Raw genomic sequence first — 20,012 nt, forward strand, 5'->3', positions numbered from 1 at the left:
CACCCGTAGCGGCTGGAGCGATGCCCCTGGCAGGAGGGGCATCACGGGTACTACGGAGCAGCTTTCGGTTGACGCGGATCGGCAATGATCCGCGAGGGGGATCCATACAGCACCAAGACCCGCGTGCCGGTGCTGAACACCGGGTCCGGGCCCTGCACAACGGTCATCAGATTGCCGTTCTCCGTCTGCACCACGTACTCCAGGCCCTTGGCCTGGGAGAGTGCGCGTTCAGAGGCCGCACCGGCAATCGCGCCTGCCACCAGGCCGCCAATGGCACCGATGGCCGCTGCCTGGTCGCTGCCGCCGATGGTGGAGCCGGCCCCCCCGCCAGCCGCAGCGCCGGCAACGGCTCCGCCTCCCTGCGAACCGTCGATACTGACCGCGCGAACGCTGATGACCGTACCGCCCACCGTGCGGTTGACCTGTCCCACCGAGCCGATGGAGTAACTGTCGGTGCGCACGTTGGGTGCGCAGGCCGTCAGCATTGCCGCCACCGAAGCGGTCAGCAACGGGCGTCTCACGGCGCTTCCTGCTTGTTGGGGAACATCGGCTTGGTGATGTCCACGGTCTCCAGCGCCTGCAGGAACTGGGCGATGTTGTTCTGCGCCGAGCGGCTGATGGATTCGCGAGCGCGAATGACACCGGCAAATGCATAGTTGAACGGCACCTCGCCGGAAGCGCTGACGTCCTGGGTGTAGACGATGCTGCCGGTGGCACGATCGATCAGCTCATAACGGGCGATCGTCTTTGTGGTCATCGATGCCCCGAAACTGGGAATGTCAATGGCCAGGATCTTCACCGACAGGCTCAGCTTCACCGGCGCATCGTCGCGGAACACCGCCATCTTGTTCAGTGCTTCGGTCAGCGCGTTCTGCCACATCTGCGGCACTTCGTGCTGGGCCTGCGCCGGGATCTTGCCTTTGGCCTCGTCCGGGCGTGCCAGTGTGACCGTCAGCGACTTCAGCTCACCGTCGATCTTCTTGCTGCTGACCCCGACGTTCGGCACCGAGAAATTGAGCGGCGGATTGGTGGTGCAGCCCACCAGCGACACAGCGAGGATCGCTGCGAACAGAAACTTCTTCATCCATTTTCCCCTGTGGTTACGCTGAAACATCCATGGTGTGTCTCGTGCTCGTCCGCAACGTCCGTGCTGCACCGCGTGCTTTGCCGCCGGCGACCTGCTGGTGTGGCTGAACGCGCAAAAGCATACCTGAATCGGGGGCGCATGCGCGGCCGCCCCGCGGCTCGCCTGAATTCCCAAAAGGGGGACCGGATCAATGGCTCAGAAGCGGTAGGCCGCCTGCACATACACCCGCCGCGGCTCGCCCGGGAAATGCCCGTTGCGCTCGATGAAGCCGCTGGCCGCGTACACCTTGTCGAACAGGTTCTTGACGTTGGCCTGGAACTGCCACTGCTTCCACGTGGTCTTCCAGCTCATGTCGAACGCCGTGTAAGCCTTGACCGTCTGCCCATCCAGGCTGACACGCTGGCCCACATGGTCGGCGCCGAAGCCAATGGCCGAATTGATCGACGGCAGGTCGTAGCGCGTCCACAGGCCGAGCTTGTTGCGTGGCGCATTCGCGAAGCGGTCTCCGGAGGCATTGGTGATGCCGTTGGGGCCGGCATCCTTCACCCGTGCGTCGTTGTAGGCGTAGGTCAGGTTCACCACCCAGCGCTCGGTCACGTCGGCCAGCAGGTCCAGTTCCATGCCCGTGCTGCGTACCAGGCCCAGCGCGGCCAGCTGGTTCACGCCGTCCCGCACTTCGCCGGTGGCCTGCACGATCTTGCTGCGGTCGATGCGGTAGGCCGCCATGTTCAGGGTCACACGGTCGGCCAGCAGGGATTTCAGGCCGATTTCCCATTGCCTGCTGCGCTCAGCGTCGAAGGGCCCACCGGCTGCCGGATTCTGGTTGGCGGCACTCTGCGGCACGAAGCCGCTGGCGATGTTGGCATACAGGTTCACGCCGTCCCGGACGGTAAAGGTACTGCCCAGCCGCCAGCTGAGGTCGTTGCCATCCACGCTGCCACCAGTGATGCGATCGTCGTCCTGGAAACCATCCCAACGCAGTCCGGCCAGCACATGCCAGCGCGTGCCCAGTGCCAGCTCATCCTGCAGATAGCCACCGTAACGCTTGCTGCGGGTGGCGGTGCTGCGCCAGGGCAGGGCGGCCAGGTTGTAGTCGTGCCAGGTGCTGGCGTCATAGACCGGGTTGAACAGATCGATGCCGCGCACCGGACCGGCGCCGCGTGCCAGGTCGGCACTGTTGGCGGTCTGCGCGGTGAAGTCGGCGTCGAGCTGGTAGACGTCGGCGCCGAACAGCACCTTGTGTTCGATACGGCCGGTGTTGATCCGCCATACGGCATTGCCGCTGGCGGTGAACGCCTCGTTGTCGCGGATCTGGTTGCGCAGCTGGCGCGTCATCCACTCGGCCACGCCATCGCGGTCACGATCGATCAGGCCCATCGGTTCGTGGTACATCTGGTGCTCGTTGTTGCTGAACCAGCGCGCAGCAATGTCCACGTCCAGCGTATCGAGCGGTGCGAAGCGATACTGCGCCAGTGCGACCCTGGCGCGCATGTCGAGGAAATCACTGGCCTCGTTGTGGTTCCATCGCCGGTCGGTCAGGAAGCTGCCGGCATCGTTCACCGGCACGCCGCGCAGCCGGTTGCCGCCCAGGTTCTGGGTGATGTCGGTGAACTGCAGCACCAGCTCGCCGGTCTGGCCAACGTCGAAGGCCAGCGAGGCATCGCCGATCACGCTTTCGCTGTCGGCATTCCAGCGCACGCCCTGCTCGGTGTCGGCATACAGGCCGGCGCGATAGCGGATGCTGCCGTTGGCATTCAACGGGCCGGTGCCTTCGATCGATCCGGCGCGGAAGTCCTTGTCGCCTGCCTGCAGTTCGATCCGGCGTTCGGCGGTAGCCCTGGGCTTGCGCGTCACGTAGTTGATGACACCGCCCGCATCACCACCGCCGTACAGCGCACCGGCCGGGCCCTTCAGAACTTCCACGCGTTCGATGTTGAACAGCTGCGGTACCGAGAAGCCTGCATAGGGATCACCGCGCAGACCGTCGTAGAGCACGTTTTCCTGGCGGAAACCGCGCAAGGTAACGCCGGCATAGCTGAAGAAGCTGATGCCGCTGATGCTGCGATACAGGTCGGTGACCTGACGCGCGGCCTGGTCGTCGATCAGCTCGCGCGGCACGACCTGGATCGACTGAGGGACCAGTTCCAGAGGCGTGTCAGTGCGGGTGCCGACAGCGGCATCGTTGGCGCGGTAAAGCGTCTGCGCGCGGCTGCGGACTTCGACCTTGTCCAGATCCTTCGGGGCGTCGGCTGGGGCTTGGGAGGCCAATGCAGGCGTCGCCAGGGAAAGGGACAGCGCCGCGCAGAGCGCGTTCTTCAGAAGGGCGGGAGGGGGCATGAGGGAGTCAGGATGGGCTGCAAATGAGAAAGATTAGCATTTGCACAGGTTCGTGGCCCATCCCCCCTGGTGCGCTGTGGACGCAGGCTCGGGTGGGTGTACGGTGTGCCCGGCAAAGCCACCCGCACACCGGTGCGGCCCCCCACGTGCCATCAGCGGTGCGAGGTCGGCGGCAAAGCGTCCGCGCCGGAGTCCTCACTGGGACGCGGATTCGGTTCGCTTCAGCAACGCGCCCGCTAGGGCGATGCCACCACGGCCTGCGCGCGGCGCGCGGCCTCGGTCATTACCGAGGCCAGCTGCTTCAACGAGTAAGGCTTGCGCAGCAGGGTAAAGCCGTGGCCCGGATCCCGGGCAAGCAACTCGCTGTAGCCGCTGGTGAGGATGACGGGGAGCTCTGGCAGGCGGTCGCGGATGGTGCGGGCCAGATCCAGTCCGTTCATGCCCGGCATCACGACGTCGCTGAACACCACGTGGAAGCGCGAGGCATCCCGTTCCAGCTCCGCCAAGGCCTCGTCTGCATTGCGCGCAAGCATCACGCTGTAATCGAGCTCGCGCAGGGCGCCAACCGCAAATTCGGCCACGTCGACGTTGTCTTCCACCACAAGCACGCAGACGCCGTGGCCATGCTGCAGCCCCGATTGCGCCGCCGGCCGTTCCGTCGTTTCTCCTGCCTGCGCCAGCGGCAGGTACAGCGTAAAGCGGCTACCGGCGCCCGCCTGGCTCTGCACGTCCACCTCGCCTTCGGACTGCTTGACGAAACCGAACACCTGGCTGAGACCGAGCCCGGTCCCGGCACCGACGCTCTTGGTGGTGAAGAAGGGCTCGAAGATGCGGTCGACCACTGCAGGGTCGATGCCTGCGCCGGTATCGGTGACACTGATGGCAGCAAAGTCGCCCTTCATCGGGGCGGCGAAGCGCACCGAAGGCACCGCAGTGACCTGTTCCACTTCGATGGTCACCCTGCCGTGCCCGTCGATCGCATCGCGGGCGTTGACCGCGATGTTGATCAATGCGGTGTCGAGTTGGGTCCGGTCCAGCAGCACGGGCAACGGCGTACTGGGCAACGACAACGATACCTGGATGCGCGCGCCCAGAACCGTGGTGATGATATCCGAGAGCGCGTGCACGCTCTCGCAGAGATCGAAGACCTCCGGCGACAGGCTCTGGCGACGCGAGAAGGCCAGCAGCTGCGCGGTCAGCTTGGTGGCGCGGTCCGATGCTGTTGCAATGGCCTGGATGTACCGGCGCCGGGAGTCGTCTGCCGGCCACGTATGCAGGAGCATGTCCACCGAACCGGTGATGACCTGCAGCAGGTTGTTGAAGTCGTGGGCCACCCCGCCGGTGAGCTGGCCGATCGCTTCCAGCTTCTGCGATTGCCGCAGCTGCTCGCGGGCGCGGACCAGTTCCAGGTGGGCCTCCCGCGCCTGCTCGGTGATCGCCGCGACCTGGCGGCTGTGCAGGTCGCGCTCGATCACCCGTTCGGTCTGCTCGCTCACCACGCACAGGATGCCCGCCACACTGCCGCAGCCGACGCGCAGCGGCGAATAGGAGAACGTCCAGAATGTTTCGCGCAGCGTGCCGTCGCGGTCCATCATCAGGGGCAGGTTCTTGAAGCTGCGGCTGGTGCCGGCAAAGGCATCGTTGACCGCCTGCACCACATCCGGCCATACGTCGGTCCAGACATCCTCCAGGCGATTGCCCATCGCGCCGTGCAGCTTTTCCCCCAGCATCGGCAGGTAGGCATCATTGAAGAAGAAGGCCTTGTCTTCCTTGCCCCAGGCGAGCCAGAGGGGTTCGGGCGAATCAAGGATCATCGCCAGCAACATGCGGAGCTCGGCCGGTGCGCTCGCGGCAGTGGCCGAACGCGCCCAGTCACTGTCCTGCAGCAGTCGGTAGGCAAGCTGCTCAGGCGCCGAGACGGGCAGGGGAAAAGGATGCATGGCCGCCATTGGCGCAGGAAGGTGGCGCAGCATAGCCGAGTGGATGTCATGGCGCCCTGCACATCACCGGTATGAAGGGCATCACCACTTCGGTTGACGGGGCAGCGTTGCACCTCTGTCCTGCAGGTTGCCGCGATCGGGACCGCCGCGCGCTGCTCACTACGCCCGCGGACTCTGCCCCTGGCGGAAGGTCGCGAAGGCGGCCTGATCGCCGCGTCTAGTCCTCACGTGCGGTCCGCGCGGCGAGGGCGTCGCGGCCGGCGTCGGTGAGATCGATATCCCCGTCTTCCGCCTGTACCGCCAAACCCGCGTTGACTGCCCACGTCGCCGCGTCGCCGCGCACCGGTTGCGCAGCGGCGATTGCCTCCAGGATCTCCCGCTGTTGCGCCGTCATGCCCATGAGCCGGCCCTCAGATGCCCAGCAACGAGGTCGGTTGCCAATCCGACAGCCTGGCGTGGCTGACCGGTTGGTGGCAGCCGCACCCGTCGCAGCGGAACAGTGCTCCACCCGGAAGGTGAACCAGATTGTCTTCGCTGGCCGAACTGGTCGAGGAGCAATGCCGGCAGGTAACAGTGAGCGCAGTGATGCGCTGCACGCCGCCGGACAGATCGAACACGGCCTCGAATGCGCGAATGACAGGATGGGCAGTGTCCGGCATCTGGATCTCGACAGGGCAGGGAGGTTGGGAGATCGCATCGTCGCGCGTTGGCCGTGATGGCGCAGTCAGCCAGATGCATGGACACGATCAAGACAGGCGCGGCAATGGGGAGGGGTTCCTTTTCAGGGATCCTTTCCAATCAGGTCCCACGGCTTGTCACAGCCGTCGCGCTCGCTTGATCACACTCCACGCCCTTGTTGCAGCGGGTCCCGCAGGACAATGAAGGCGACAGAAGAAGTCCCGCCCTGCCGGCTCAGGCGATGCAGATCATCAGTACCGTGCACAGCACCAGCATCAGCACGAACACACGCCGGCTCAGCGCCAGGCACGCCAGATAGGCGGCCAGCGCCCATGCAGCCAGCAGCGCGCAGGCCACCAGCCACAGCCCGATGGCCATCACCGATCCGGCCGCCAATGCAGATAACGCGATGGCCTTGAACAGCGCCACGCCCAGCACACTGCCCAGCATGCCGGCCTGCAAGGCAATGGCATCGTGGTGGGCAGGAACGCGGTGGTGGCGCATTGCGGGTCCGGTGCAGGCCGAGGGGCGTCGGCTGCACTTTGCCCAAAGGCACATCCACGAAATGTGTTCATTGCACCCGAAGCGCGTGGTCGAGCATCCTTGGTGGAACACCCCTCGGCAGATTGCAGGTGCTGCCGGTACGAAGCGCCGTGCTGGTCAAGGCGCTGGCATCCACTTGCCTGTGAATGCCGGTTCTTCAGTGGCTGCCGGCGACGGCGGCCTTACGCTTCCTGTCCAGTGACACCGCCACGCACCACAGCAGCAGGCCGCCAATGGCAGTGGCCGCACCGACATAGCCGGTGCTGGCCGGGCTGAAGCCGGCGCTGATCGCCATGCCGCCCAGCCAGGGGCCGAGCGCATTGGCGGTATTGAACGCGGCGTGGTTGGAGGCGGCCGCCAGCGTCTGCGCTTCACCGGCCACGTCCATCAGGCGGGTCTGCAGCACTGCCGCCAGCGCGCCCATGGTGCCGACGGTGATGATCATCGGGCCGATCGTCCACACGGACTGCGCGGCCAGCGGATACAGCAGCAGCATCAGGATCGACCACAGCAGGACCACGGCGGCGGCCTTGAAGTGGAACCTGTCCACCAGCCAGCCACCGGCGATGTTGCCGATGATCGCGCCGATGCCGAACACGCCCACCGCCAGCGGCATCCACGATTCGGCCACGGCGGTGACCTGCACCAGGGTCGGAGCCAGGTAAGTGAACACGCAGAACATGCCAGCGAAGCCGACTGCGCCGATCGCCAACGCCAGCCACACCTGGGACGTGTTGAAGGCGCGCAGTTCGCGCATCGGCGAGGTGCGCACCTCGTCCGGATCCGGCAGCAGGAAGCGGGCGATCATCGCCACGGTGGCGATGGCCAGCACGCTGACCAGGGCAAAGGCGGTGCGCCAGCTCAGCTGCTGGCCCAGCCAGGTGGTCAGCGGGTTGCCGACCAGGATTGCGATCGACAGGCCCAGCAGCACCCGCGACATCGCCTGGCCGCGCTGGCCGGCAGGGCTGATCGCCGCGGCCACCAGCATCGCAACGCCGAAGTAGGCGCCATGCGGGAGGCCGGCGACGAAGCGTGCCGCCAGCATGGTGCCGTAATTGGGTGCCAGCGCGCTGGCGAGGTTGCCCACCGCGTAGAAGCCCATCAGCGCCAACAAGAGCTTGCGGCGCGGGAAGCTGGCACCCACGAAGGCGAGGATCGGCGCACCGACGACAACGCCGATGGCATAGGCGCTGATCAGGTGACCGACCTGCGTTTCGGAGATCGACAAGCCGCGACTGATCTCCAGCATCAGGCCCATGCTGGCGAACTCGCTGGTCCCGATGGCGAAGCCACCCAGAGACAGGGCGAGGATGATCAGGGTGCGCTGACGGGGCGTCAGCCGCGCAGCCAGGGAAGAAGTGGGGCTCATGCGGGGGGCGCGACGGGGCGGGGGAGCCCCCCATTGTACTGCTGCACCGCAACAAGGGCAGCCGCGCTCAGGTAAATCAGCGTTCGATCAGTGACACGCCGCCCCCCGCTGTCCGTGCGGCCTGGTCAGATGCCCAGCGCTGCCCGGGCGTGCGCGTACTTGCCGCGCAGGCGCCCGGCCGTCGCCGCGTCGAGCATCGCCAGGCGCTGCGGATCGGCGTTGTCATCCAGATCGGCCCGCTTCACCTTCAGTGCCAGCGGTGGGCGGCAATGCGCGCGTAGTAGCTGTCCGCGTCGGGGGCCGCGGCGCGCTTGAGCAGGTGCACCGCCTCGCGCAGCGGGGCGGGGAATGCCTCGATGCGTGCGGCAAACGCCGGGCAGTCCTCGGCGACATCATGCAGCCACGCCACCACTTCGGCGTCATCGTCGCCGCGCACCGCAGCCGCCACCCGTGCCACATGACCGATGTAAGGCTGGCCGGCCTTGTCCATCTGGCCGGCGTGCGCCTCGGTGGCCAGGGTGCGGGCAAGTGCTACCCAGTCCATATCGGTCTCCTTGGATATCGGCGCGCAGTTTCGCGCAAAAGCAGGGAGCGGTTGTCGATGCGGCGATGACACTGCGATGGGCATGATGGCTGGGCAGGGGCGCGGCGTCGCCCCGAGGAGGAGGAGTTCGATGCAGGAATTCAGGCATGTGCTGGAAACCCGTGGCCGCTTCCAGCTGGTAGCGGTGTCCCACGAGCCGGTGTACGCTCCGGGCGATGTGGTCGGCCATGCGGTCGTTGCCGACGATGGGGATCGTCTGACCGACCTGGTATCGCTGGCCGAAGCGCGCCAGTTGCTGTTGCAACGGGTGCGTGAAGAGGGCGAAGAGCCCGGGCTGGAGAACGAAAATCACCTGCGGAAAAAGGCGTCGCGCTGGCGCCGCCGCTAGGCCGTCGCGCCCTCGTGCGCATCATGGAGGATTCGGGTGTTGCCCAGTAAGAAGTATCTGCTCATCGCCATCATCACGCTGGCGACCCTGCTGCTTGGTTTCGTGTTTTCCGGCTACCTGACGCTGCTGTTCCTGGGCCTGGATACCAAGCTGTTCACCTGGAACACCTACTACCAGTACTTCAACGCGCTGGACCAGCCACAGGTCGCGCCCTTCGTTGGCAAGATCCGATGGGCCGGCTACGTGGGCTTCGGCCTGCCGCTGCTGGTATTGGTGGTGACCGGCCTGGTGCTGCTGCTGAAGAAGGACAAGCGCTCTCTGCACGGCGATGCACGCTTTGCCACCGGCGCCGACCTGGCCAGGCATGGCATGTTCAAGAAGACCGGCCAGAGCATCGTGGTCGGCAGCCATGGTGGCAAGCTGGTGCGCCTGGATGGCCAGCAGTTCGTCATCCTGGCCGCGCCCACCCGCTCGGGCAAAGGCGTGGGCGTGGTCATCCCGAACCTGCTGGAGTACGGCGAATCTCTGGTGGTGCTGGACATCAAGCAGGAAAACTTCGACCTGACCAGCGGCTGGCGCGCCAGCCAGGGTCAGGAAATCTACTTGTTCAATCCTTTCGCCGAGGACCGGCGCACGCATCGCTGGAATCCGCTCAGCTACGTCTCCGACGATCCCGCGTTCCGCGTCTCGGACCTGATGAGCATCGCTGCGATGCTGTATCCGGATGGGGCCGAGGACCAGAAGTTCTGGGTCAGCCAGGCGCGCAACGCGTTCATGGCCTTCGCGCTGTACCTGTTCGAGAACTGGGACGACGAGCGCAGCAGCGGTTTCCCGGGGGGCGCCGGCACGCCCACGCTCGGCGCGGTGTACCGGTTGTCCTCGGGCGACGGGACCGACCTGAAGAAGTACCTCAAGACCCTGTCGGAGCGGCCGTTCCTCAGTGCCAACGCACGTTCGGCCTTCGCCAACATGCTGTCGCAGGCGGACGAGACCTTCGCCTCGATCCTGGGCACCTTCAAGGAGCCGCTGAACCCCTGGATCAACCCGGTGCTGGACAAGGCCACCAGCAGCAACGATTTCCTGCTGACCGACGTCCGCAAGAAGAAGATGACCATCTACATCGGCATCCAGCCGAACAAGCTGGCCGAGAGCCGGCTGATCATCAACCTGTTCTTCAGCCAGCTGATCAACCTCAATACCAAGGAACTGCCCAGGTCCAACCCGGACCTGAAGTACCAGTGCCTGCTGCTGATGGACGAATTCACCTCGATCGGCAAAGTCGAGATCATCGCCTCGGCGGTGTCCTACATGGCTGGCTACAACATCCGCCTGCTGCCGATCATCCAGAGCATGGCCCAGCTCGATGCCACATACGGCCGCGAAGTCTCGCGCACGATCATCACCAACCATGCCCTGCAGATCCTGTACGCGCCGCGTGAGCAGCAGGATGCCAACGACTATTCGGACATGCTGGGCTACACCACGGTGCGCAAGAAGAACGTCACGCATGCCAGAGAGAAGACCCACAACTTCACCGAAGAGCGGCGTGCACTGATGCTGCCGCAGGAGCTGAAGGCGATGGGGCCCGACAAGGAAGTGTTCCTCTACGAAGGCATACCGCATCCGGTGAAATGCGACAAGATCCGCTATTACAAGGATCGCTATTTCACGTCCAGGCTGCTGCCGAAGGTCGATGTTCCGATGCTTAACGTCTAATTCACGACGCTAAATTTGTGACTTGGATTCATATTCATTGAAGTGAAAACGTGAGGGAAGTCAAAAATTCGGCATCTGTTCATAGATTTTCAGACTTGTCTGACATGGAATTGACGCGTGGTTGTGCGACCCTATGTCTGTCGTCCAGAAATGTGTGCTGGATGTCAAAGATGTGGCAGTAGGGTGGCCAGGAGTTTGTGCCATGGAAACAAGGATGGTTTCGACGTTGGTGAGGTATGCGGGTGGGTTGTCGGCTATGTCCGGCGGCCCCGCAACTTGGTTGGCAGCCGTTGGCTGCAGGGGAGCCGGAGTGGGTGTGCCGCACGCAGCGCATCCCTCTGATTCCGGCGTGCGCGATGCAGCGCCGGACGACCAGGGGACCAATGCTCGGGACTGCTTTTTCGTACGTCAAAGTGAAGCCCGTATGAATCAGGCGTTTATCGCGAAAATGTCCATCGCCGCAGTGGCGGCGTTGATGGTGGCCGGTTGCGCCACCAAGTCCGCTCCCGATTTCGGAGGCCGCTGGAAGCCGGTCAACCGCTTTGCTGCGACAACGACCGAAATTCCGCTGTACTCCAGCTACGTCTACCAGGCCTCGCCGATGGATGGCACGCTCAAAGCCATGCTCGAGCGCTGGGCCAAGGATTCCGGGCGCACGCTGGACTACCGCCTCAGCTCGGATTTCACCCTGTATGGCGCGGTCTCGAAGATCGATACGACCAACGCGCAGCAGGCCGTGATCGATCTGACATCGGCCTATTCGGCGCAGGGTATCTCGGTCTCCATCGTTGGCAACCAGATCGTTGTGCAGAGCGCTGGCTCGACGCCGACCGCGTCGGCGCAGGGCGCTGATTCCAACAGCGGCACCTGAGTCCACCTCGAAATCATCGAACGTGCCGCTCCCCGCGCCTGTCGCAGGGGTGCCACGCCCATTGATGTTTCAGCAGTACGGAAGAATCCATGTTCCGCAAGAAGGATCCCGGCAATAGCCCCAAGGTCGAGCAGTCGGTCGCCAAGGCGGTCAGCTACGAGATCACCGTGGCCGACATGGCACGCCGCAGCGAGCGGCGCGCATGGTGGGTCGCCACAGGCTCGTTGCTGATGTCGCTCGCCCTGGCGGGCGGCTACTACTACATGCTGCCGCTGAAGGAGAAGGTGCCGTTCCTGGTGATGGCCGATGCCTACACGGGTACCGCGACCGTCGCGCGCCTGAGTGGCACCTTCCAGGGCGAGACGATCACCACCAACGAAGCGATCAACCGCAGCAACGTCGCCCAGTACGTGCTCGCACGCGAATCGTACGACTCGGCGGTGATGGGCCTGCGTGACTGGGAACTGGTGTTCGTGATGTCCACCGATCCGGTGGCGCAGTCCATGCGCGTCCGCTATGCCGGCAACAATCCGCAGAACCCGTTCGTGATGTATGGCCGCGAACGCGCGATCCGGGTCAAGATCCTCAGCATCACGCCATTGGGCGCAGAACCGAACGGCAGCTTCCGCGGCGCTTCGGTGCGCATCCAGCGCAGCCTGCTGGACAAGCGCACCGGCGTCTCTACCTACCTGGACAACCAGTTGGTGACGATGCGCTTCGAGTACAACCAGAACCTGGCGTTGTCCGAACAGGATCGCATCCTCAATCCGCTGGCGTTCCAGGTCACCGAGTACCGCGTCGACAACGACTATTCGCGTGGCGTGCCGGTGCCGGATGACGGTGCCATGCAGGCGCAGGCGCAGCAGGCCGCACAGGCGGCGCAGCAGGCACAGGGTGTCTACGATCCCAACAATCCGGCCGCAGCCACCATGATCGACCCGGCCACCGGCCAGCCGGTCGCGGTGCCAGCCAACGGCCAGGTACCGGGCCAGGCAATGCCGGGACAGCCTGTACAGGGCCAACCGATGCCGGGTCAGCCGGTGCAGGGGCAAGCAATGCCGGGGCAGGCCATGCCCGGACAGCCGGCCATGAGGCCGGCGCAGAACAATTCCACCGGAACTGCTGATGGAGCAAGCAACCGATGAGTAGTCGAAATATCAGGGGAAGCGCGCTGGCGCTGCTGTCGATGTTGTCGTTGCTGTTCTCAGCAGCGGCGATGGCGCAGGCGGTTGACCACTACGAGTACGAGAAGGACCGCATCTATCCGGTTCGCACCGGCCTGGGCCTGACCACCCAGATCGAGTTGAGCCCGAACGAGAAGATCCTCGACTACAGCACCGGCTTCAGCAGCGGCTGGGAACTGACCCGTCGCGAGAACGTGTTCTACCTCAAGCCGAAGAACGTCGACGTCGATACCAACATGATGGTGCGCACCGAGACCCATTCCTACATCTTCGAACTGAAGGTGGTGGCCACCGACTGGCGCCAGCTGGAGCAGGCCCGTCGTGCAGGCGTGCAGTACAAGATCGCCTTCGTCTATCCCAACGACACCGTGTTCGGTGTCGCCCAGGAAGCGGTGGAGGAAGAGGCCAAACCGCTGTTGAGCTCGGAACTGGCCAAGGACCGCCAGTACAACTTCAACTACTCCTATTCGACCAGCAAGGCGAAGAAGATGGGGTGGCTGATCCCGGTCAACGCCTACGACGATGGCCGTTTCACCTACCTGAAACTGCCGAATTCGCCGGAGTACAAGACCGGCATCTTCCCGGCCGTGTTTGGTCGTGAAACGGAATACGGTGAAGACTTTGTGGTCAACACCACGGTTGAAGGCAATACGCTGATCGTGCACGGGACGCACCCGTACCTGGTCATCCGCCACGGCGACTTCGTCGTCGGCCTGCGAAGGAACGTGAAGAAATGAGCCAGCAGAACACTCCCGGAAACGACCCGAACAATGGACGCGACGAGAGCCAGAGCCCGTACGGCGCACAGGGTGCCGCGGACGCGCCGTCGAATCCCTACTTCGGCACGGTCCAGGCCGAGCCGGCGCCGGATCTGGACGCGGCCGCGCCGCAGCTGCGCTCGGCCGAAGAGCAGCGGCTGAACCGCAAGGCGCTGCTGTTCCTCGGTGGCATTGTGGTGCTGCTGATGGCCATGGGCTTCCTGCTTTTCCGCAAGGGCCAGGATGACAAGGATGCGGCGCAGAAGGCGCCGGAAGTCGCGCGTGTGTCCACGCCGACGCTGCCGGACGCTGTGCAGACGGATCCGGTTCCGTCCCAGGCGATGCAGCCCGTTGACCCGATTCCGATGCTGCCGCCGCCGCCGTCCGGGCCTACTCGCGCAGAACCGGCCTTCAGCACGAGCGAGCGCGAAGCCCCGCGGGGTCCGACGCTCGCCGAGCGCCGGATGGGAGCGTCGGGGAACGGCTTCGTTGGTGCTGGCGACAGCGCGGGCGGTGATGGGCAGGGGGGCCAGGAAGACGAGCTGACCCGTACCCTTCGCCTCCAGGCCCAGATGATGGGTGGACAGCAGAATGCAGCGCCGGCCCGGGTTCGTCGCGGCCCCGATGTTGATGACGTGTCCAATGCCAGCTACATCCGCAGTCCCGATGCGCTGCTGGTGCGGGGTACCTACCTGCGTTGCGTGCTGGAAACCCGCATCATCACCGATATCGCGGGCTACACTTCGTGCCTGCTGACCGAACCGGTGTACTCGATCAACGGCCGCAATCTTCTGCTGCCGAAGGGCTCCAAGATCTATGGCGCCTATGGCGGCGGTCCCACCGGCAAGCGGGTGGAAGTGATCTGGGATCGCATTACTACGCCGAATGGCATCGACGTGGCAATGTCCAGCCCAGGCGTGGATCAGCTGGGCGGCGCCGGGCATCCGGGTCAGTACAGCGCGCACTGGGGCAGCCGTATCGCCTCGGCTCTGATGATCAGTCTGCTGGCGGATGCGTTCAAGTACGCCGCTGCAGAGCATGGTCCGGAAACCACTACCGTGGCAAATAACGGCATGACCATCCAGTCGCCCTATGAGAGCGCCACCGCGCGCACCATGGAGCGCTTGGCCAATGACGCCCTCAGCCAGCGCCGTCCGCCGACCGTCACCATCAACCAGGGCACGATCGTGAACGTCTACGTTGCAAAGGACGTTGACTTCACCAATGTGCTGAATCCCCGCCGGTAACCCAACGAACGATCATGGACGCCGAAGTGTCCCCCCTCGCCCTCGTCTCCAGCGATTTCCTGCGCTATCAGTACGAAGTGCTGGGCATCGCCGAGTACATGACTTCTCCGGAAGTGACGGAAATCTGCATCAACCGTCCCGGCGAGCTGTACCTGGAAACCCGGGCGGGGTGGCAGCGGGTGGACGTGCCGAGCCTGACGTTCGAGCGGGCCCGGCAGTTCTGCACGGCAGTGGTGAACGAGAGCAACACCGGCCAGCGCATCACCGATGCCGATCCGGTGGTGTCGCTCACGTTCCCCACCGGCCAGCGTGCGCAGTTCGTGATTCCGCCGGCCTGTGACGCGGGGAAGGTGTCGATCACCATCCGTTTGCCTTCCAAGCACACCAAGTCGCTCACGCAGTATCACGAAGACGGCTTCTTCAACCAGATTCTGGAAAGCGATGGCAGCATCAGCGAGCAGGATCGCGAGCTGCTGGAGCTGCGTCATTCGCGAGAGTACGCCGAGTTCTTCCGGCGTGCGGTGATGTACCGCAAGAACATCGTGGTATCCGGCGCGACCGGCAGCGGCAAGACCACCTTCATGAAGGCGCTGGTCAACCATATCCCGGACAACGAGCGCCTGGTCACCATCGAGGACGCACGCGAGCTGTTCCTGACCCAGCCCAACGTGGTGCACCTGTTGTATTCCAAGGGCGGGCAGAGCACCAGCAATGTGACGGCCAAGAGCTGCATGGAAGCCTGCCTGCGCATGAAGCCCGAACGCATCATCCTGGCCGAGCTGCGCGGTGACGAAGCGTTCTACTTCATCCGCAACTGCGCGTCCGGCCACCCGGGCTCGATCACCAGCTGCCATGCCGGCAGCCCGGAGCAGACCTGGGACCAGCTGGCGCTGATGGTGAAGGCTTCAGCCGAAGGTTCGGGCCTGGAGTTCAACGTGATCAAGCGGTTGTTGATGATGACCATCGACATCGTCGTGCATATCAAGGCGCATGCCGGCTCGCGCTACATCACCGGCATCGACTTCAATCCTGGGCGTGCCCAGGGGCAGGAGGGCTGACCAATGCTGCCAGGACTGGAAATGATGGCGTGCCCGGAAATGGCCGTCTCGATGGACGTGATGCAACACGTCATCAACGTGGAGTCGTCGCGCAACCCGTATGCCATCGGCGTGGTCGGCGGTGCACTGGTGCGTCAGCCCAAGGCGTTGGATGAAGCGCTGGCGACGGTGCGCATGCTGGAAGAGAAGGGCTACAACTTCTCGATCGGGTTGGCCCAGGTCAATCGCTACAACCTGGGCAAATACGGGCTGGATTCCTACGAGAAGGCCTTCCAGCAGTGCCCGAACCTGCAGGCCGGTTCGCGCATTCTCGCCGAGTGCTACAAGCGCTCCGGTGGTGACTGGGGCAAGTCGTTCAGCTGTTACTACTCGGGCAATTTCGAGACCGGCTTCCGTCACGGCTACGTGCAGAAGATCTACGACTCGATCCGCCGCGGCCAGCAGGTCGCCAGCAATGGTGTCGCACCGATCGACGTGGTCAGTCGCGGTGAGCGCCGTGCAGTGAAGGTCGAGCATCATCCGCAGCTCGCTTCGCCGGCGCAGGCGCGCATCGTTGCACAGTCCAATGGCCCGGTCTACGTGCCGTCGGAAGATCCCGCACGCGCCTATGTCGTATACCCGTCCCCCGGTGCGATGGCGCGGGGCAGTCTGCTGAATATCGCCGACCAGGCGCTGTCCAAGGTGGTGCTGGGTTCGGTGGACAGGATGATGCAGCCCCAGGCGCAGCCCAACCAAGAGGCCACCTATCCCCAGCAACAGGCCGGTGGCATGCCGCAGCAGCTGCCCAAACAGCGTGCTGCGCAGGCTATGGCCATGCCGCAGCAGTTGCCGGGCGCTGCCGGTGCCACCAATGAGGGGCCCGTGATGCTGCGGCCCTGGAGCGAGCGGAACAAGCCTGTGGCGGGTGCCGACAATTCGTACAACGCGCCGGTGCAGACCGCACCGGTGCAGCAGATTCCCGCAGGGGATGCGGCCTTCGTGTTCTGACGAAGTCGTGGTGCGGCCAGTCCCCCGGCTGGCCGATTCAGTTGTGTTAGTCCATCAACAAGGAAATCAATCCATGAAGCGATCCAATCTCGACCTCGTCCAGGCCCAGCGCACGCTGAAGACCCTGCTGATGGCCACGGTTTTCGTCGGCGCCATGTTCGCCCCGCAGGTCTTCGCCAACGGTGCCGTCGACTTCGGCGGCACCGACAAGAAGGTGTGCGGCTTCTTCAACAACATCAACGGCCTGCTGAACATCGCCTCGATCGCCGTGGTCACCATCGCGGTGATCTTCGCCGGTTATCAGATCGCGTTCGCGCACAAGCGCATCGCTGACGTTGCACCGATTCTGATCGGCGGCGTGCTGATCGGCGCTGCGGGCCAGATCGCGCGCATGCTGCTGGGTGATGGTAGCGACGGCAAGTGTGGTGGTGGCACCAGCACCTCCTACCTGATCAACCATGTGATCCAGTACTACAGTGCATAAGAACGTCGTGTTCCGCGGCTGCACGCGCCCAGCGATGTTCCTGGGCGTGCCCTATCTGCCATTTTTCATGGTGGCAGGTGGCTTGCTGCTGCTCAGCATGTACACGAACTTCTGGTTCCTGCTCACCATTCCGGTGGCGGTCTTCATCATGCGGCAGATGGCCAAGCGTGACGAAATGATCTTCCGCCTGTTGGGCCTGCGCCTGATGTTCAAGCTGAAAGTCCGCAACGTGCAGGAACACGATGGCATGTGGGTGTTCAACCCCAACCATTACCGCGACAAGCCGGCCCGAATGGATTGAGGTCCGGATCCGGCCTGGCGGGCGTCCGCGCCCGTCGGGTCTGTTGAAACTTTTTGGCAGTACCTCTTTGGAAGCAGTCGTATGTTCAGCCCAGACACCTCCATCAGCGAGTTCATTCCATTGTCGTCGCACGTCGCCCCTAACGTGGTCAAGACCACGGGCGGCGACTACCTGCTGACCTGGCATCTGGAAGGGCTGCCGTTCGTCGGCCGTGAGGAGTGGGAGCTTGAGCATCGCCACAACACGTTCAACCGCCTGCTGCAGACGCTGCGCGCGCCGGATTTCGTCAACGTCGCCTTCTGGGTGCACGACATCCGTCGTCGCCGGACCCTGAAGGGCAGGAGCAACTACAAGCAGCGCTTCAACCAGGATGTGTCCGATCAGTACATGGGCATGTTGTCCTCACAGCGCATCATGCAGAACGAGCTGTACCTGACTATGATCTACCGCCCCGTGGTGGCGGGTAAGCGTTTCGTCGAGAAGTCGGCGAACGTGGACAAGCTGCGCGCCGAGCAGGAGCAGGCAGTAGAAAAGTTGATGGAGCTGGCCGGCAACGTCGAGGCCGTCATCCGCGACTATGCGCCGTACCGCCTGGGAATGTACGAGGCAAAGAACGGCGTGGTGTTCTCTGAAACGCTGGAGCTGTTCGGCTACCTGATCAATCGCATCGACGAGCCGGTGCCGGTGCTGTCGGCACCGATCAAGGACTACCTGCCAGTGAGCCGGCACATGTTTTCGGCCAAGACCGGTGACTTCGTCATCAACACCCCCAACGGTGCCAACCACTTCGGCGCCATCCTGAACATCAAGGAATATGCTGAGGGAACGTACCCGGGCATCCTCAACGGCCTGAAGTACCTGGACTACGAGTACGTCATCACCCATTCGTTCAGCCCGATGGGGCGCCAGGACGCGCTCAAGGTGCTCGACCGCACCAAGGGCATGATGATCTCCTCCGGCGATAAGGCGGTCAGCCAGATCGTCGAGCTGGACCAGGCGATGGATCAGCTCTCGTCGGGCAATTTCGTGCTCGGCGAGTATCACTTCATCATGGCGGTCTACGGCGACAGCCAGGCCAAGCTGTCACAGAACGTGGCCACGACGCGCGCCGAGCTGTCCAATGCAGGTTTCGTGTCGACCAAGGAAGATCTGGCCGTCACCTCGTCCTTCTATTCGCAGCTGCCAGCCAACTGGCGCTACCGCACCCGCCTGGCCAATGTCAGCTCGCTGAACTTCCTGGGGCTGTCGCCGTTGCACAATTTTGCTACCGGCAAGCAGCACAACAACCCGTGGGGCGACTGCGTCACCACGCTGCAGACCACCAACGGCCAGCCGTACTACTTCAATTTCCACGCGACCCATCCGTCAGAGAACTCGTTGGGCGAGAAGGCGATCGCCAACACCATGGTGATTGGTAAGTCGGGTACCGGTAAGACTGCGCTGATCAACTTCCTGCTCAGCCAGGTGCAGAAGTACGAGCCGTCGCCGACCATCTTCTTCTTCGACAAGGACCGTGGTGCGGAGATCTTCGTCCGTGCCTGCGGTGGTAACTATCTGGCTCTGGAGAACGGCGCGCCGACCGGCTTCAACCCGTTCCAATGCGAGAACAATGAAGCCAACGTTCAGTTCCTGGCCGACCTGATCAAGGTGCTGGCCGGCAAGCGTGAGTACAGTGCGCGCGAGGAAGAGGACATCTACCGCGCAGTGGAAAGCATGCTCGATACGCCGATGCACCTGCGCAGCATGACCAACTTCCAGAAGAGCCTGCCCAACATGGGCGACGATGGGCTCTATGCACGCATGCGCCGCTGGACCTCGGGCAATTCGCTGGGCTGGGTGTTCGACAATCCGGTGGATACCGTTGACCTGAGCAAGGCCAACATCATCGGCTTCGACTACACCGACATCATCGACAATCCCGAAGTGCGCGTGCCGGTCATCAATTACCTGCTGCACCGCCTGGAGTCGTTGATCGATGGTCGTCCGCTGATCTACGTGATGGACGAATTCTGGAAGATCCTGGACGGCGAGGGTGGCCTGAAGGAATTCGCGAAGAACAAGCAGAAGACCATCCGTAAGCAGAACGGTCTGGGCATATTCGCAACGCAGAGCCCGGAAGATGCGCTGAAGAGCGATATCTCGGCTGCACTGATCGAACAGACCGCCACGCTGATCCTGCTGCCGAACCCGAATGCCAGCAAGAGCGATTACATGGACGGCCTGAAGCTGACCGAGGCCGAGTTCAGGGTAGTTACCGCCCTGGACGAGCGCTCACGCTGCTTCCTGGTCAAGCAGGGCCATGCGTCCAGCGTCTGCCAGCTCAACCTGCGTGGCATGGACGACATCCTCTCGGTGATCTCGGCCTCGACCGACAACATCGATGTCATGCATCGGGTCCTGCAGACGGCAGCGGTCCGCAACCGGATCACCGTGGATGAGCTGACACCGGAGCAGTGGCTGGAAGATTTCTACAAGAATCGAAAGGGTTCGGGGAAGGAACCCCGGTCCGACGCAGCCTGA

Annotated in this window: 20 protein-coding genes; 11 read left to right on the forward strand and 9 right to left on the reverse strand. The window is 63.8% G+C overall.

Annotated elements, in window-relative coordinates; genetic code table 11:
- Positions 1–50: 50 nt before the first annotated feature.
- The 9 genes from BN1263_RS11980 to BN1263_RS12015 all read right to left on the reverse strand — a co-directional run bounded on the left by BN1263_RS11980 (position 51) and on the right by BN1263_RS12015 (position 8,498).
- A complete protein-coding gene (locus tag BN1263_RS11980) occupies positions 51–521 on the reverse strand; it encodes an outer membrane lipoprotein (protein ID WP_260832944.1) in 471 nt (156 codons plus the stop codon).
- On the reverse strand, positions 518–1,084 hold the full coding sequence (locus tag BN1263_RS11985) for a putative periplasmic lipoprotein (protein ID WP_019660305.1): 567 nt from the start codon (positions 1,082–1,084) through the stop codon (positions 518–520). The genes BN1263_RS11980 and BN1263_RS11985 overlap by 4 nt, the downstream gene beginning before the upstream one ends.
- 198 nt (positions 1,085–1,282) lie before the next feature.
- Positions 1,283–3,424 carry a TonB-dependent siderophore receptor gene (locus tag BN1263_RS11990; protein ID WP_058981373.1) on the reverse strand — a complete coding sequence of 714 codons (2,142 nt, stop codon included), beginning with the start codon at positions 3,422–3,424 and terminating at the stop codon, positions 1,283–1,285.
- A 236-nt stretch (positions 3,425–3,660) separates the two neighbouring features.
- A complete protein-coding gene (locus BN1263_RS11995; protein WP_058981443.1) occupies positions 3,661–5,364 on the reverse strand; it encodes an ATP-binding protein in 1,704 nt (567 codons plus the stop codon).
- 217 nt (positions 5,365–5,581) lie between these two features.
- On the reverse strand, positions 5,582–5,764 hold the full coding sequence (locus tag BN1263_RS12000) for a hypothetical protein (RefSeq protein WP_058981376.1): 183 nt from the start codon (positions 5,762–5,764) through the stop codon (positions 5,582–5,584).
- Between the two features lie 10 nt (positions 5,765–5,774).
- Positions 5,775–6,023 carry a hypothetical protein gene (locus BN1263_RS20090; protein WP_080398811.1) on the reverse strand — a complete coding sequence of 83 codons (249 nt, stop codon included), beginning with the start codon at positions 6,021–6,023 and terminating at the stop codon, positions 5,775–5,777.
- 253 nt (positions 6,024–6,276) lie between these two features.
- The gene (locus BN1263_RS12005) at positions 6,277–6,546 is read right to left on the reverse strand and encodes a hypothetical protein (RefSeq protein ID WP_019660300.1); all 270 of its coding nucleotides are present in this window, start codon (positions 6,544–6,546) and stop codon (positions 6,277–6,279) included.
- Between the two features lie 196 nt (positions 6,547–6,742).
- Positions 6,743–7,954 (reverse strand): MFS transporter, encoded by a 1,212-nt coding sequence (locus BN1263_RS12010; protein ID WP_058981378.1) that lies wholly within the window; start codon positions 7,952–7,954, stop codon positions 6,743–6,745.
- A 247-nt stretch (positions 7,955–8,201) separates the two neighbouring features.
- A complete protein-coding gene (locus tag BN1263_RS12015; protein ID WP_227844464.1) occupies positions 8,202–8,498 on the reverse strand; it encodes a hypothetical protein in 297 nt (98 codons plus the stop codon).
- Between the two features lie 130 nt (positions 8,499–8,628).
- On the opposite strand from BN1263_RS12015, the gene BN1263_RS12020 reads away from it, so the two are divergent.
- From BN1263_RS12020 to BN1263_RS12070, 11 genes are all read left to right on the forward strand, one after another.
- Positions 8,629–8,886 carry a hypothetical protein gene (locus tag BN1263_RS12020; protein WP_058981379.1) on the forward strand — a complete coding sequence of 86 codons (258 nt, stop codon included), beginning with the start codon at positions 8,629–8,631 and terminating at the stop codon, positions 8,884–8,886.
- Positions 8,887–8,922: 36 nt separating this feature from the next.
- Positions 8,923–10,602 (forward strand): type IV secretory system conjugative DNA transfer family protein, encoded by a 1,680-nt coding sequence (locus tag BN1263_RS12025; protein ID WP_058981382.1) that lies wholly within the window; start codon positions 8,923–8,925, stop codon positions 10,600–10,602.
- A 424-nt stretch (positions 10,603–11,026) separates the two neighbouring features.
- Positions 11,027–11,473, forward strand: coding sequence for a hypothetical protein (locus BN1263_RS12030; protein WP_021202791.1), 447 nt, complete (start codon positions 11,027–11,029; stop codon positions 11,471–11,473).
- An 89-nt stretch (positions 11,474–11,562) separates the two neighbouring features.
- Positions 11,563–12,618 (forward strand): VirB8 family type IV secretion system protein, encoded by a 1,056-nt coding sequence (locus BN1263_RS12035; RefSeq protein ID WP_019660295.1) that lies wholly within the window; start codon positions 11,563–11,565, stop codon positions 12,616–12,618.
- A complete protein-coding gene (locus tag BN1263_RS12040) occupies positions 12,615–13,394 on the forward strand; it encodes a TrbG/VirB9 family P-type conjugative transfer protein (protein WP_014037652.1) in 780 nt (259 codons plus the stop codon). Before BN1263_RS12035 ends, BN1263_RS12040 begins: the two co-directional genes overlap by 4 nt.
- Positions 13,391–14,662, forward strand: coding sequence for a TrbI/VirB10 family protein (locus tag BN1263_RS12045; protein ID WP_058981384.1), 1,272 nt, complete (start codon positions 13,391–13,393; stop codon positions 14,660–14,662). The genes BN1263_RS12040 and BN1263_RS12045 overlap by 4 nt, the downstream gene beginning before the upstream one ends.
- A 14-nt stretch (positions 14,663–14,676) precedes the next feature.
- Complete coding sequence (virB11, locus tag BN1263_RS12050) at positions 14,677–15,720, forward strand: P-type DNA transfer ATPase VirB11 (RefSeq protein WP_021202793.1); 1,044 nt, start codon at positions 14,677–14,679, stop codon at positions 15,718–15,720.
- A 3-nt stretch (positions 15,721–15,723) separates the two neighbouring features.
- On the forward strand, positions 15,724–16,707 hold the full coding sequence (locus BN1263_RS12055) for a lytic transglycosylase domain-containing protein (RefSeq protein ID WP_058981386.1): 984 nt from the start codon (positions 15,724–15,726) through the stop codon (positions 16,705–16,707).
- 73 nt (positions 16,708–16,780) lie between these two features.
- Positions 16,781–17,191, forward strand: coding sequence for a TrbC/VirB2 family protein (locus BN1263_RS12060; RefSeq protein WP_058981388.1), 411 nt, complete (start codon positions 16,781–16,783; stop codon positions 17,189–17,191).
- Positions 17,184–17,492, forward strand: coding sequence for a VirB3 family type IV secretion system protein (locus BN1263_RS12065; RefSeq protein ID WP_019660289.1), 309 nt, complete (start codon positions 17,184–17,186; stop codon positions 17,490–17,492). The genes BN1263_RS12060 and BN1263_RS12065 overlap by 8 nt, the downstream gene beginning before the upstream one ends.
- Positions 17,493–17,573: 81 nt before the next feature.
- Positions 17,574–20,012: a VirB4 family type IV secretion/conjugal transfer ATPase gene (locus BN1263_RS12070; RefSeq protein WP_058981390.1), complete on the forward strand. Its 2,439-nt coding sequence runs from the start codon at positions 17,574–17,576 to the stop codon at positions 20,010–20,012.

It is taken from the genome of Stenotrophomonas thermophila, from assembly GCF_001499715.1.
GTDB lineage: Bacteria > Pseudomonadota > Gammaproteobacteria > Xanthomonadales > Xanthomonadaceae > Stenotrophomonas > Stenotrophomonas hibiscicola.

Coding starts and splice junctions, on each gene's coding strand:
- BN1263_RS11985 (WP_019660305.1), bottom strand. CDS start 1,084: ATGAAGAAGTTTCTGTTCGCAGCGATCCTCGCTGTGTCGCTGGTGGGC.
- BN1263_RS11990 (WP_058981373.1), bottom strand. CDS start 3,424: ATGCCCCCTCCCGCCCTTCTGAAGAACGCGCTCTGCGCGGCGCTGTCC.
- BN1263_RS11995 (WP_058981443.1), bottom strand. CDS start 5,364: ATGCATCCTTTTCCCCTGCCCGTCTCGGCGCCTGAGCAGCTTGCCTAC.
- BN1263_RS12000 (WP_058981376.1), bottom strand. CDS start 5,764: ATGGGCATGACGGCGCAACAGCGGGAGATCCTGGAGGCAATCGCCGCT.
- BN1263_RS20090 (WP_080398811.1), bottom strand. CDS start 6,023: ATGCCGGACACTGCCCATCCTGTCATTCGCGCATTCGAGGCCGTGTTC.
- BN1263_RS12005 (WP_019660300.1), bottom strand. CDS start 6,546: ATGCGCCACCACCGCGTTCCTGCCCACCACGATGCCATTGCCTTGCAG.
- BN1263_RS12010 (WP_058981378.1), bottom strand. CDS start 7,954: ATGAGCCCCACTTCTTCCCTGGCTGCGCGGCTGACGCCCCGTCAGCGC.
- BN1263_RS12015 (WP_227844464.1), bottom strand. CDS start 8,498: ATGGACTGGGTAGCACTTGCCCGCACCCTGGCCACCGAGGCGCACGCC.
- BN1263_RS12020 (WP_058981379.1), top strand. CDS start 8,629: ATGCAGGAATTCAGGCATGTGCTGGAAACCCGTGGCCGCTTCCAGCTG.
- BN1263_RS12030 (WP_021202791.1), top strand. CDS start 11,027: ATGAATCAGGCGTTTATCGCGAAAATGTCCATCGCCGCAGTGGCGGCG.
- BN1263_RS12035 (WP_019660295.1), top strand. CDS start 11,563: ATGTTCCGCAAGAAGGATCCCGGCAATAGCCCCAAGGTCGAGCAGTCG.
- BN1263_RS12040 (WP_014037652.1), top strand. CDS start 12,615: ATGAGTAGTCGAAATATCAGGGGAAGCGCGCTGGCGCTGCTGTCGATG.
- BN1263_RS12045 (WP_058981384.1), top strand. CDS start 13,391: ATGAGCCAGCAGAACACTCCCGGAAACGACCCGAACAATGGACGCGAC.
- virB11 (WP_021202793.1), top strand. CDS start 14,677: ATGGACGCCGAAGTGTCCCCCCTCGCCCTCGTCTCCAGCGATTTCCTG.
- BN1263_RS12055 (WP_058981386.1), top strand. CDS start 15,724: ATGCTGCCAGGACTGGAAATGATGGCGTGCCCGGAAATGGCCGTCTCG.
- BN1263_RS12060 (WP_058981388.1), top strand. CDS start 16,781: ATGAAGCGATCCAATCTCGACCTCGTCCAGGCCCAGCGCACGCTGAAG.
- BN1263_RS12070 (WP_058981390.1), top strand. CDS start 17,574: ATGTTCAGCCCAGACACCTCCATCAGCGAGTTCATTCCATTGTCGTCG.